The sequence below is a fragment of the Actinopolymorpha rutila genome, assembly GCF_013407855.1.
Lineage (GTDB): Bacteria > Actinomycetota > Actinomycetes > Propionibacteriales > Actinopolymorphaceae > Actinopolymorpha > Actinopolymorpha rutila.
Genome location: NZ_JACBZH010000001.1, coordinates 2,314,316 through 2,326,605, shown reverse-complemented (window position 1 = coordinate 2,326,605; position 12,290 = coordinate 2,314,316). Strand labels below are relative to the sequence as shown.

At 71.9% G+C, this 12,290-nt stretch carries 10 protein-coding genes; 2 read left to right on the top strand and 8 right to left on the bottom strand.

Features of this window, described 5'->3' with window-relative positions; all coding sequences use genetic code 11:
- Positions 1-9: 9 nt before the first annotated feature.
- From F4554_RS10470 to F4554_RS10435, 8 genes are all read right to left on the bottom strand, one after another.
- Positions 10-1,668, bottom strand: a complete 1,659-nt coding sequence (locus tag F4554_RS10470; protein WP_179787203.1) for a hypothetical protein — start codon at positions 1,666-1,668, stop codon at positions 10-12.
- A gap of 39 nt (positions 1,669-1,707) precedes the next feature.
- Positions 1,708-3,261 carry a hypothetical protein gene (locus tag F4554_RS10465; protein WP_179787202.1) on the bottom strand — a complete coding sequence of 518 codons (1,554 nt, stop codon included), beginning with the start codon at positions 3,259-3,261 and terminating at the stop codon, positions 1,708-1,710.
- 80 nt (positions 3,262-3,341) lie between these two features.
- Complete coding sequence (locus F4554_RS10460) at positions 3,342-4,136, bottom strand: ATP-binding cassette domain-containing protein (RefSeq protein WP_179787201.1); 795 nt, start codon at positions 4,134-4,136, stop codon at positions 3,342-3,344.
- A complete protein-coding gene (locus F4554_RS10455; protein WP_179787200.1) occupies positions 4,129-5,304 on the bottom strand; it encodes an ABC transporter ATP-binding protein in 1,176 nt (391 codons plus the stop codon). The genes F4554_RS10460 and F4554_RS10455 overlap by 8 nt, the downstream gene beginning before the upstream one ends.
- Positions 5,301-6,167, bottom strand: coding sequence for an ABC transporter permease (locus F4554_RS33535; RefSeq protein ID WP_337795958.1), 867 nt, complete (start codon positions 6,165-6,167; stop codon positions 5,301-5,303). The genes F4554_RS10455 and F4554_RS33535 overlap by 4 nt, the downstream gene beginning before the upstream one ends.
- A complete protein-coding gene (locus F4554_RS10445; protein ID WP_179787198.1) occupies positions 6,164-7,183 on the bottom strand; it encodes an ABC transporter permease subunit in 1,020 nt (339 codons plus the stop codon). The genes F4554_RS33535 and F4554_RS10445 overlap by 4 nt, the downstream gene beginning before the upstream one ends.
- Before the next feature lie 3 nt (positions 7,184-7,186).
- Complete coding sequence (locus F4554_RS10440) at positions 7,187-8,074, bottom strand: Gfo/Idh/MocA family protein (protein ID WP_179787197.1); 888 nt, start codon at positions 8,072-8,074, stop codon at positions 7,187-7,189.
- Complete coding sequence (locus F4554_RS10435; protein WP_179787196.1) at positions 8,071-9,909, bottom strand: peptide ABC transporter substrate-binding protein; 1,839 nt, start codon at positions 9,907-9,909, stop codon at positions 8,071-8,073. Before F4554_RS10435 ends, F4554_RS10440 begins: the two co-directional genes overlap by 4 nt.
- Positions 9,910-10,164: 255 nt before the next feature.
- Between F4554_RS10435 and F4554_RS10430 the strand changes: the two genes are divergently transcribed.
- Both F4554_RS10430 and F4554_RS10425 read left to right on the top strand, forming a co-directional pair.
- Positions 10,165-11,187 carry an NAD-dependent epimerase/dehydratase family protein gene (locus tag F4554_RS10430; protein WP_337795957.1) on the top strand — a complete coding sequence of 341 codons (1,023 nt, stop codon included), beginning with the start codon at positions 10,165-10,167 and terminating at the stop codon, positions 11,185-11,187.
- A complete protein-coding gene (locus F4554_RS10425) occupies positions 11,187-12,242 on the top strand; it encodes a dihydrodipicolinate synthase family protein (RefSeq protein ID WP_179787194.1) in 1,056 nt (351 codons plus the stop codon). Before F4554_RS10430 ends, F4554_RS10425 begins: the two co-directional genes overlap by 1 nt.
- Positions 12,243-12,290: the final 48 nt, after the last annotated feature.

Here is a 12,290-nt window from a genome sequence, read left to right as displayed (position 1 = left end):
CAGCGCTGGTCAGCCTCGGCGGGCGTACCAGTTGAGGTTGGCGACACACAGCAGGCCGGAGCCGAAGCCCGGCTGGACCTGCCGGTCGTCGTAGATCGCCCGGGTGTGGGTGAACACCCGCCCGTCCCACCACGCGACCGCCATCCACCTGGGCGCCTGGAGGTACTGCCCGGACGCGGCGAGTCCGCCGCCTCCGTCGACCCGGGTGTACGTGGTGGCGATGCCCTCGGGTGTCGTGGTGGCCAGGTTGCGGGTGTACGTCGCTGCAAACGCGGCCATGTCCGCACCGCGGAAGACCACGCCAGACCGGAACGCCCGGACCGCGAAGTCCACCTCGATCGCGCCGTGGCTCACGTCCTCGTACTGCTGGGCGCCGCGACCGGCCGACCCGTACGCCGGGGTGTAGGCCGACACGTCCGTGGCGGGGTTGCCGGTCTTGGCGTAACCGTCGTACATCCGGCTCGTGGTCGGCCAGTAGTGCCAGCCGGCCGCACCGGCGCTGTCAACCTCCAGTTGCGCGGCGAACATCCGGGCAAGCCGGCCGGCCCGGTCGCGGTAGGTCCGGTCCCGGCTGACCTCGGCGAGCGCGAGGTACGTGCGGCCGAGTGCCACGCTCTGGTTGATGGGCTGGATGTTGCCGTCGTACGGGACCGGCATGCCCTTGGGCCACTGGAACCACCCGGTGCCGTCGGGGCCGTCGCGCCACTCCTCGTCGTGCACCGCGGCCGCGTCCCGTGCCGCCGCGGCGTACTCCTCGGCCTTGCGGCCGTAGCGCGGATCGCGGCGCAGGCGCGGTTCGGTGAGCACGGTGGCGGCGAACCACGCGAGCGGGTGGCTGATCATCCCGGTGTGCACCGCGAACACGACCGGCACGGAGGCGAGGGCGGTGTCGCCCGGCGCCGGTGGGTCACCCGCCGCGGGTGCCGGGCGCAGGTCGCGCACGGTCGCCATGGTCCCGGTGGGGTACGCGTCGTACACCCGGGTGACAACGTAGTCGGGACTGGCCGGGTCCATGGTCACGTCGGCGAAGGTGTCGGTCCGGGCGTACTGCGTGTTCGTCACGGCGAGGGTGAACCGCTCGCCCTCGCCGGCTCGCACGCTCGCGGTCGCCCGGTCGGCGTAGGCCAGTGCGCTGCGCACCTCCAGCAGGGGCGCGCCGCCCGCATCGACCAGCCGGGCGATCCCAACGGTGTAGGGGTTCATCGCCCGCCACGCCGGCCGGCACCGACCGGCGTAGTCGGTGACGCCGCGCTCGCTGTCGCGGTTGGCGAGCACCAGATCGGCGTTGTGCACGAACCGGTCGAGGTAGTAGGTGTCGCGGTAGGCGTCGTACATCCGCAGGAAACTCGCCAGCACGTACGACTGACCCCAGGCCAGCCCGCCGGCCTCGTTCGGCTGGTCCGGCTGCCCGGCGCTCCCGCTCTCGTGGAAGGCGCGGTCGAAGCTGTCGTACGTCTCCCGCGCGGTGTAGTCGTACGCCGATTGCTCCGCCTGCGCCGACAGCGTCGTCGCGGCCAGGGCGCGGCGGGTCGGTGTCAGGGCCGGTACGCCGGCACCGCCGACCACACCGACCCCGGCCGCGCCGAGCACCATCGCGGAGGTGCCGCACCGGCGCAGGAAGCTCCGACGGCCGAGTTGCCAACTGCTCATGGGTTGCCCACTGCTCATGGTTCCTCCCTCAGTCGGACCGCCCGCGGCGGCCGGAGGTCAGCCGGGCCGGCCGGCGGTGGTGACGGTGAACACCGACGTTCCGGCCGGAAGGTCGGCGGCGAGTTCGAGCAGCCGGCGTCCGTGCCGGGTCACCACGGCGCAGGTCGCGTCGCCGGTGAGCACCCGCGGCGTGGCCCCGGCATCATCGTCAGGTCCCAGCCCCGGCACCGCGAGCAGCACGCCCGCGCCCTTCACCGCGGTGGTCGCGGTGACCTCGACCCGCAGCTCACCGCTGCCGGCCCCGGGCTCCACCGCGACGCGTACGCCGCGCCGGGCCCGCTCCCAGTCGTTGAGCTGTTCGGCGGTCCACCACTGCATGCCGAGCCGCCGGGCCTCCGCGGCCACGTCCCGGCAGGCCTGGGCGACGTCGGGCTTGGTGTGCAGGTGCGCGGCGTGGAACAGGAAGTGCGCGACGCCGTGCACCTCCAGCGCCTCGGTCAGGATGACGTCCCGGATGGCGGTGTGGCCTGCCCAGGCGAGGTCCTGGGTGTGCAGCGGGAGCTCGAGGACATCGATCCGGCGGTTGTGCTCGCCTACGCCGGCGATCGGGAAGCTCAGGTGGCACGAACCGAACGGGAACCCGACGTTGCCCTGCTTGCTCGGTCCGCGCGACTCGTCGATCCGGATGCCGATCCGCTCACACCACAGGAAGAAGTCGTCCCAGCCCTCCCAGCGGGTGTAGTGGTTCTTGTTGGAGACGATGTCCTCGCGCCCGGTCATCGCCTGTGCCCAGGCGTACTGCGCACGCAGCTGCGGCCAGCCCCAGGAGGCGATGTCGGCATCGCCCATCGCGTTGTAGTGCAGCGCCTGCTCGTGGCCGCGGGCCGCGATCTCGGCCACCACCTCCGGCCGGTAGCCGCCAGGGAAGCAGTGGCACCAGGTCACGTGCACGCCGGCCTGGTCGAACACCTCCAGCGCGCTCAGCGCCGCGTCGGAGTCGTTGCCGTCGGAGTCGTGGGACATGTGCGCCACCGCGGGGATCCCGGCCGGCCAGTAGTGCAGCCACGGTACGGCGATCCCGGCCGCCTCGGCGGCGTCGAACAACAGCCCGAGGAAGTCCAGCCGCAGCCGGTCGGCCTTTGCCTGGTGGAACATCGGCGCGGCGGCAGGCGGCGGGTAGGTGTGGGAGAACGCACCCTTCAGCGCGGGCTCCCCGGGCGGCACGATCCGGTCCTCGTCGTAGGACAGCGCCAGGCCGTCGTCGCACTTGAGGATTCCGTCGTCGACCGGGCACGAACCGTCCGGTGCTGGCGGCCCGTCCTCGTGAACCGGCGTGCCCTGCTGGATGGTGACGATGCGCTCCCACAGGTCGGCCGGGAACGCCCTCTCACCCGCGGGGCCGACGATCCGGCCCTCCGCCGCGTGCACCAGTACGGTGCCGCCCGCCGCCAGCCGGGCGTCCGCCTCGTCCGGGCGGATGACGTCGTACGGCACCCGCAGGTGGTCCAGGACCTCCGTGGAGTACAGCCACCACGCGTTCTCGTTCCGGGCATGCGCGGCGACCCGTAGCTCCGGGTCGAGCACAACCGCGACGGGACTGGTGCCACTCACGTGACTTCCTCCTTCGGGCCGGCGAGGAGGCACTCGAGGAACTTCCTCCCGACCGGTGTCGGTGCAGTCGGAGCCGTCCGCTATCCGCGAACCGGCAGGACCGCGCCCAGCAGGGCACGGGTGTAGGGGTCTTGCGGCGCGCGGAAGAGTTCCTCGGTCGGGGCGAGCTCGACAACGCGTCCCTGGCGCATCACCGCGACCCGGTTGGCGAGGCGTTCCACCACGGCGAGGTTGTGCGAGATGAACAGGCAGGTCAGTCCGAGGCGTTCGCGCAGGTCGTCGAGCAGGTTGAGGATCTGCGCCTGGATGGAGACGTCCAGCGCGGACGTGGGTTCGTCGCACACCAGCAACTCGGGGCCGAGTGCCAGGGCACGGGCGATCGCGATGCGTTGTTGCTGGCCGCCGGAGAACTGCCGGGGATACAGGTCCGCAAAGCGCGGGTTGACACCCACCAGGTCCAGCAGCTCCCTGGCCCGCTCCCGCCGGCTGTCCTTGTCGCCGATGCGGTGCAGCCGCAGCGGCTCGGCGACGTTGCCGGCCGCGGTGTAGTGCGGGAGCAAGGAGCCGTAGGGGTTCTGGAACACCATCTGCATCCGCCGCCGGACGGTACGCAGGTCCCGGCCGGGCACGCCGGCCAGGTCGGTGCCGTCGAACAGCACCCGGCCCGACGTCGGCTCCTGCAGCCACATCAGCAGCCTGGCCACGGTCGACTTGCCGCTGCCGCTCTCCCCCACCAGGCCGAGCGTCTCTCCGCGTACGACGTCGAACGTCACGTCGTCGACGGCGACCACATCACCGGCCGGGGTGGAGAACGTCTTGCCGAGGTTCTCCACCCGCACCAGAACGCTCTGCTGCCCAGAAGCCCGCTCAGGCATCCGGCACCACCTTCCAGCACGCGGCCTCCCGGCCGCCGGTGCCGCCAGAGCCGTCGCCACCGAGCGGGAGCAGCGGCTGGTCGGTGAGGCAGCGCGGCGCCTCGGCCATTCCGCACCTCGGATGGAACGCGCATCCCTGTGGCCGGCGGGCCAGGTCGGGCGGAGCGCCCTGGATCGGCGCGAGCGCCCGGCCGCGGTCGCCGATCTCCACACACGAGCCGAGCAGACCGACGGAGTACGGATGCCGCGGCGTGTCCAGCAGGTCCGGCGTGCTCGCCCGCTCCACCACCCGGCCGGCGTACATCACCACCACGTCGTCGCAGAAGTACCGCGCGACGCCGAGGTCGTGGGTGATCATCACGATGCCGGTGCCGCGGTTCTTCACCTCCACCAGCAGGTCGAGGATCTGCCGCTGCACGGTGACGTCGACGGCGGTGGTGGGTTCGTCGGCGATCAGCAGAGCCGGCTGGGTGAGCATCGCCATCGCGATCATCGCCCGCTGGCGCATCCCGCCGGACAGCTGGAACGGGTACGTGCGGATCCGGCGTTCGGGCTCGGGGATGCCGACGTCGCCGAGCGCGCGCACCGCCCGGTCGCGGGCCTCGGCCTTGCCGCAGATCCCGTGCCAGAGCAGGTGTTCGGTCAGCTGGCGTTCGAGGGTGAGGGTGGGGTTCATCGCCTCCATGGCGTTCTGGAACACCATGCCGATGTTCCGCCCGCGAACCCTCCGCATCTCCCGCTCACCGAGGCGCAGCAGGTCACGCGGTCCGGCGGCACCTCGGTCACGCCGGCCGCGACCGCCCGGCCGGTCGCCCCTGTTCGCGTGCTGGTCGCCGTCCCGGCTTCCGGCGGCGTGGTTGAACCACACCTGCCCGTCCGCGATCCGGGCGTTGCGCGGCAACAGCCGCAGCAGGCTGCGCGCGGTCACCGTCTTGCCGCTGCCGCTCTCCCCCACGACCGCCAGCGCCCGGCCGGCGTGCAGGTCGAAGCTCACGCCGTCGACCGCGCGCAGGATCTCCTTGCCCCGGCGGAAGTGGACGTGCAGGTCTCGGACCGACAGCAGCGGCGCGTCCGGGCCGGGAGCAGAGCCGGAGCCAGAGGTGGCGTCGGTGTCGTGCACAGGGCGGCGACGTCGGTCGTCCGCGCGGTCCCGGGTCGGGGTGGTCATCGTTGCTCCGCCGTCGGGTCGAAGGCGTCCCGCAGCCCGTCGCCCACCCAGGTGAACGCCAGCAGCGTCAACGCGAACAGGGTGGCCGGGAAGACCATCACGTGCGGTGCGGCCAGGAGGTAGCGCATCCCGTCGGTGATCATCGCGCCCCACGAGGGCGTCGGTGGCTGGACGCCGAGTCCGAGCAGGGCCAGGCCGGCCTCGGCCGAGATCGCCGCCGGGATGGCGAAGCTGGTGGTGACCAGGATGGGCCCGATCGCGTTCGGCAGGATGTACTTCACCGCGATCGTGGTGCCGCGCGCGCCCATCGCCCTGGCCGCCTCGACGTACTCCCGCTGTTTCAGCGTCAGCACCTGCGCCCGGACCAGCCGGGCCTGGGTCACCCACGAGGCGATGCCGATGGCCAGGATCAGCGCGAACAGGCTGCGGCCCAGCACGGTCACCAGCACCACCGCGAAGAGGTAGCTGGGGAACGCGTACATCACGTCGGTGAGGCCCATCAGTCCCTGCTCGACCCGGCCGCCGCGGTAACCCGCGACCAGGCCGACGAGCAGCGCGAGCACAAGTGCGGTGAGCTCCGCGCCGAACGCCACGACCAGCGCGGTCCGCAGGCCGTAGACGAGCCGGCTGGCGATGTCGCGGCCGAGCAGGTCGGTGCCGAGCGGGTGGCCGGGCGCGCCGATGGGGGCCAGCCGCGCGGTGTAGTCGACCTCGGCGTAGTGGTGCGGCGCGACCAGTGGTGCTGCCAGTGCCGCCAGCACCAGCAGCGCGCAGAACACCAGGCTGCCGAGGGCGAGCCGGTTCGCCCGGAACCGGCCCCACGCCCGGGCCCACTGCCCTCTGGGGCGCTCCTGCTCGGTCACAGTGCTTCCTGCGGTGAGATCCGCTGTGACGCCTTCCGAGACCGCGATCGTCCCCACCCCCCTTCGGCCCGAATCCGTGGATCGAGTACGCCGTACACCAGGTCGACCAGGAGGTTGGTGACCATCAGGATGACAGCGAAGAACAACGTGCTGCCCATCAGCAGGGGCATGTCCCGGCTGGCGGCGGCGGTGGCGAAGTAGAGCCCCAGCCCGGGGATGCGGAACAGCGCCTCGATGAACACCGTCCCGGTCATCAGCCCCGCCAGCAGGGGGCCGACCACCGTCACCAGTGGGATGAGGGAGTTGCGCAGCGCGTGCCGGACGATGACCGTGCGCCGCGGGCCGCCCTTGGCGTACGCCGCGGTGACGTACTCCTCCCGCAGCGTCTCCAGCATGCTCGACCGGACGTAGCGGGCGAGCACCGCGGCCGGCCCGACGGCCAGCGCGAGCACCGGCATGACGAGGTTGCGCGGCCCGGTGAACCCGCTGGAGGGCAGCACGTGCAGCGTGGCGGTGAACAACAGCACGAGGAACGCCGCACTGAGGAAGCCCGGCAGCGCGTGTCCCAGCGTGACCAGGAACATCGTGCCGTGGTCGGCCGGGGAGTTCTGCCGCAGCGCCGCGAAAACACCGACGGGCAGCGCGATGAGCAGCGCCAGCAGCACCGACAGCAGCGCCAGCGTGGCCGACACCGGGAACGCCTTGGCGATGATCTCCTGGACGTCCAGCGTGGGGTACTTGTACGACGGGCCGAAGTCCCAGGTGACCGCACCCTTCATGAAGATGAGGTACTGCTTCCAGACCGGGACGTCGGCGCCGTAGCGGGCCTTGAACGCGTTCGCGACGTCCTCGGTGCCGGCCGACCCGATCGTGCTGGCGCCGCTGCTGATCCGCTGGATGTCGGCGAAGTTGCCGGGTGCCAACTGCAACAGGACGAACGTGATCAGCGACACCGCGACCAGCGACACCACCAGTCGCAGGAGCCGGCGGCCGAGGTACGCCGCGAACCCGAACACGGCTCAGTCCCCGGCGAGGACGGACGCCACGCTCACCCGGGCGCCGTCGCGTTCGGCCGACAGCACCCCGGCCCGCAGCACCGCGAGGAGCTCGAGGGTCTCCTCCGGCCTGATCGGCGGCGTGCCGGTGCGGGCCATCTCCACCGCGGCCCGCGCCTGACCGGCGTAGAACCCGTCGAAGTCGGCGATCCGGACGGCGTGCATGTCCTCGGCGCCGTACATCGTGAGGTGGAAGCGGTACGCGGCGTCGCGCAGGGTCTGCACCACCGCGGTGGGGCCGCCGTCGGCGTAGGACATCACCGCGACGTCCCGGTCGGGCCAGGTGAACCGCTGCACCCACTCCACCCCGCCACCGACCGCGGCGTAGAGCTGCTCGACCGCGTGGACGCCGTAGTAGTACCACTCGCCCGGCCCCACGCTGACCACCGACGACAGCGCGCCCAGTTCGGCGATCCCGTCCTTCTCGGCGGCGAGCTCGACGGCGTAGCGCAGCGCCGACGAACTGGTCACCGGCGTTCCCTTCGCCGCGGCCAGCTCGAACAGCTCCTTCGCCGCGGCGAGGTCGACCGCCATCGGCTTGTCCAGGAAGGCGGGGACGCCGGCCTCGACGAACGGCCGGGCCAGCGGCACGTGGTTGGCGCCGCCGCCGGTGTCGTCGACGACGAGCACCAGGTCGGTGTCGCCGATCCGGTCGGTGGGCTCGGCCACCACCTCGGGGATGTCGTACTTCGCGGCCAGCGTCGGCGCGTCCGGCTGGTCCGAACGCAGCTCACCGCCCCAGACCCAGGTCACCCGGGCGCCCGGTGCGACCTCGCGCTCGTTCAGCAGCCGCGCGAACGCGCCCGCGTGGGAGGTGTTGACGCCGACCAGACCGACTCGCAGCTCACTCATGCACTGCCCTTCTCGATGCTGATTCCCTTGAAGTAGAAGAAGTCCGGTGCCGCTCGCAGATGAAGGTCACGCACCCTCGGCGCGACGGCGAACATCGCGGAGTTCCACAACAAGGGAACGTAGAGGAACTGCTGGTCGCGCAGCTTCGCGGCCTCCTTGAACAGCTTCACCTGTGCGGCCTCGTCGCGGGTGGCCGAGGCCTCCTGTACGAGCCGGCCGAGCCGCTTGGACTCGGGGCTCGCCTTGTCCGCCAGCATCGCGTCGAGTTCGGCGTTGCGCTTGGCCGGGCTGAGCTTGGTGTCGCTTTCCACCTGCTGGTACGCAGCCCAGTCGGCGGCCGGCAGGCTGATCTTCTGCACGTCCTTGGGTCCCCACAGGACGCCCACCATCACCGGCCAGGTGTGCAGACCGGCGAACGTGCCGAAGTAGAAGCCGATGTAGTCGTCGGCCTGGACCGCCCACCGGCGCTCGACGTAGACACCGGCCTCCACGATGTCGGCCTTGGCCTTGATGCCGAGGTTCTTCTGCCACGCCTGGACCAGCGCGTCGATGATCGGCGACTGGACGCCGGCGAGGATGCGGACGGTCGGCAGGCCCTTGCCGCCGGGGTAACCCGCTTCGGCGAGCAGTTTGCGTGCCTGCGCCACGTCGTCCTTGATGGCCAGGCTCGGGTCCCAGCCGGGCACGTTGTCGACGACGAGCGAGGTGCCCTGCGCCATCCCCGGGCCGATCTTGGTCAGGTCGGCGCGACCGGCGGCCAGCGACAGCGCCTTGCGCACGCGTACGTCGTCCAGCGCGGGGTTCTTGCTGCGCAGCTTGGCCAGATAGACGATGGAGTACTTCTCCACCGAGTGCACCTGCTTGGCGAGCGTGGGGTCCTTCTGGAAGCGGATCGCGTCGGCGTCGGCGATGCCCACCATGTCGACCTCGCCGTTCTCGTACGGCACGGTCGCGGTGCCGGTGGCCACCGCCTCCTGCAGGTTGATCTCGATCCGGGACAGGAACACCTTGCCCTTGTCCCAGTAGTGCTCGTTGGGCACCAGGTTCATCGAGGCGTTCTGCGTCCACCTGGACAGCTTGAACGGGCCGTTGGAGACGAGGTTGCCGGCGTTCTGCCAGCCCTTCGGGTCCTTCTCCACGCTGTCCATGTGCAGCGGGAGCATCGACGGGTGGGTGAGCCCGAGCAGGAAGCCCGCGTTGGGGTTCTCCAGGGTGATGACGAGTTCGTCGTCGGCGTTCGCCTTGACGCCGACCTGCGACCAGTCGGTCAGGGTGCCGGCGAGGAACTCCGCGGCGCCCTTGATGCCGGTGGCGGCCTGGTAGGAGTTGGCGCCCATCGTGGTGCCGCCGGCGGAGGCCTGGCTCGGGGTGAACAACCGCTTGAGGGTGCGCTCGAAGTCCGACGCCACCACCGGGTCGCCGTTGGACCACTTGGCGTTCTTGCGCAGGGTGAAGGTGTAGGTGAGGCCGTCACCGGACGCCGTCCACCCCTCTGCCACGCCCGGGACCACGTCGGTGCCCTCGTCGTTCTGGGAGACCAGGCCCTCGAAGATGCCGCGCAGGGACAGCCACATGCCGTCGGTGATGACCTGTGGGTCGAGGACGGCGAAGTTGGGGAAGCCCAGCCGCAGCACCTGCTTGGGCTTGCCGCCGGCGGCGGCGTTGCCGGCGTCGGCGGCATCGGCGGGCCCGGCGTCGGAGCTGTCCTGGAAGACCGAGCAACCGGTCAGGGCACCCGCGCCGGCGGCGAGGGTGAGGAAGCTGGCGCCGCGCAGGAGGTCGCGACGGGTGGGACCGGACACCGGCGTGCCGGGGGAGCGGAAACGCTCGAACATGGGTGCCCCCAGGGGGAAGTGATCAGCGAGCGGAGAATTCCGGTCCTGACCGTAGGACCCCCTCTCCGCCGCTGTCAATGGCGGATCTTCGGACGTAACGCAACTGTCGCGGGCGAGTTGAGGAGGCGGCGGCGAGCCGGCCCGAATCCCGGACGGCGTGGCGTCCCGGTCCGGACGTTGACGCAGGAACCCGCTCTAGATACGGTCTCGACCGTAATGCCGGTGCAGGCCGGCGCCGAGGAAAGGAAGACAACGGTGTTCGAGTCCGACGACGACCTGGAACGGCGGTTGGCCGAACCCCCACCGCGGTTGGTCACCGACCTCGCCGAACTGACCGGCGACCTGGTGGTGCTCGGCGCCGGCGGCAAGATGGGCCCCAGCCTGTGCCACCTCGCCCGGCGCGGCCTGGACGCCGCCGGGCGCACCGACGTCGACGTGATCGCGGTGTCCCGCTGGAGTGACCGCGAGGTCGAGAAGCGGCTGCGCGACCGCGGTGTTCGTACGGTCTCCTTCGACCTGTCCCCCGACGCCGACCTCACCGGCCTGCCCGACGCCGGCAACGTCGTCTACATGGTCGGCGCGAAGTTCGGCTCGGCCGCCGATCCCGCGCAGACGTGGGCGGTCAACGCGTTCCTGCCGGTGGCGGTGGCCCGCCGCTACGCCGGTGCGCGGATCGCGGCGTTCTCCACCGGCAACGTCTACCCGCTGGTGCCGGTCACCGCCGGCGGCTGCACCGAGTCCGACCCGCCGGATCCCGTGGGCGAGTACGCCATGTCGTGCCTGGGCCGCGAGCGTGCGTTCGCCTACGCCAGTTCCCGGCACGGCACCCCGGTGGCCCTGCTCCGGCTCAACTACGCGGTCGACCTTCGGTACGGCGTACTGGCCGACATCGCCCGTGCGGTGCGCGCCGGTGAGCCGGTCGACGTCACCACCGGGCACGTCAACGTCGTCTGGCAGGCGTACGCCAACGAGGTCGCCCTCCGCTCGCTGCTGCACGCGACCAGTCCGGCGCTCACCCTCAACCTCACTGGGCCGGAAACCCTGTCCGTACGCCGGGTCGCGGCCAGGTTCGGCGAGCTGTTCGGCGTCGAGCCGCGCTGCTCCGGCACCGAGGCGCCGACCGCACTGCTGTCGGACGCGTCCCGCTGCCACGCGTTGTTCGGCTACCCCGAGCTCTCCGCCGGCGCGCTGGTCGAGGCGCAGGCGGCGTGGGTGGCCGCCGGCGGCACACTGTGGGACAAGCCGACGAAGTTCCAGCGACGGGACGGACGGTTCTGATGGCGACCACCCTCCCGGCCGCGCAGGCGCGGCTGCTCGCCGAGGGCTGCGTGATTCCGGCTCACCCGCTGGCCCTCACCGCCGACCGGACGCTGGACGAACGCCGCCAGCGCGCCCTGACCCGCTACTACGCCGCGGCGGGCGCGGGCGGGGTGGCGGTCGGCGTCCACACCACGCAGTTCACGATCCGGTCCGCCGGACTGCTCGAGCCCGTCCTCGACCTGACCCGGGAGACGCTGGACGAGGCGGTCGCCGGCCGGCCGTTCCTGCGCGTCGCCGGTGCCGTCGGCGACGTACGCCAGGCGGTCCGCGAGGCCGAACTCGCCGCCCGCCACGGCTACCACGCCGTCCTCCTCGGCCCGGCCGGGCCCGACCTGGACGAACAGGACCTGCTGCTGCGGGCCAAGGCCGTCGGCGAGGTGCTGCCGGTGTTCGGGTTCTACCTGCAGGAGGCGGTCGGCGGGAGGTACCTCTCCCGGCAGTTCTGGCGGGAGCTCGCCGACCTGCCGTGCGTGGTGGCCGCCAAGCTCGCGCCGTTCGACCGCTACCGCACGATGGAGGCGGTACGCGGGATCGCCGAGGCCGACCGGGGCGGTGAGGTCGCGCTCTACACCGGCAACGACGACACCATCATCACCGACCTGCTCGCACCGATCAGCGCGCAGGTGGGCGGCCAGGTGGTGCAGCGCCGCATCGTCGGCGGCCTGCTCGGCCAGTGGGCGGTGTGGACGCACCGGGCGGTGCGGATGCTCGAGCGGGTACGGAGTGCCTGGGCCGGCGACGACGCCGAACTGCGGGCGCTGCTCGCGGAGAGCACCCGGCTGACCGAGGCCAACGCCGCGGTGTTCGACGCCGCCGGCGGGTTCGCCGGCTGCATCGCGGGCGTGCACGAGGTGCTGCGGCGGCAGGGCCTGCTGGCCGGCACCTGGTGCCTCGACCCGCACGAACGCCTCTCCCCCGGTCAGGCCGAGGAGATCGCCCGGGTGTGCGCGGCCTACCCCGAGCTCACCGACGACGAGTTCGTCGCCGAGCACCTGGGCGACTGGCTGCGCTGACGGACTCCTCGGGCGCCGCTCGCCAGTCGCCGATCAGCCGGTCGCGCG

Excerpts from the sequence above, each read along its gene's own strand:
- F4554_RS10470 (WP_179787203.1), bottom strand. The coding sequence starts at position 1,668 with ATGAGCAGTGGGCAACCCATGAGCAGTTGGCAACTCGGCCGTCGGAGC.
- F4554_RS10460 (WP_179787201.1), bottom strand. The coding sequence starts at position 4,136 with ATGCCTGAGCGGGCTTCTGGGCAGCAGAGCGTTCTGGTGCGGGTGGAG.
- F4554_RS10455 (WP_179787200.1), bottom strand. The coding sequence starts at position 5,304 with ATGACCACCCCGACCCGGGACCGCGCGGACGACCGACGTCGCCGCCCT.
- F4554_RS10440 (WP_179787197.1), bottom strand. The coding sequence starts at position 8,074 with ATGAGTGAGCTGCGAGTCGGTCTGGTCGGCGTCAACACCTCCCACGCG.
- F4554_RS10435 (WP_179787196.1), bottom strand. The coding sequence starts at position 9,909 with ATGTTCGAGCGTTTCCGCTCCCCCGGCACGCCGGTGTCCGGTCCCACC.
- F4554_RS10425 (WP_179787194.1), top strand. The coding sequence starts at position 11,187 with ATGGCGACCACCCTCCCGGCCGCGCAGGCGCGGCTGCTCGCCGAGGGC.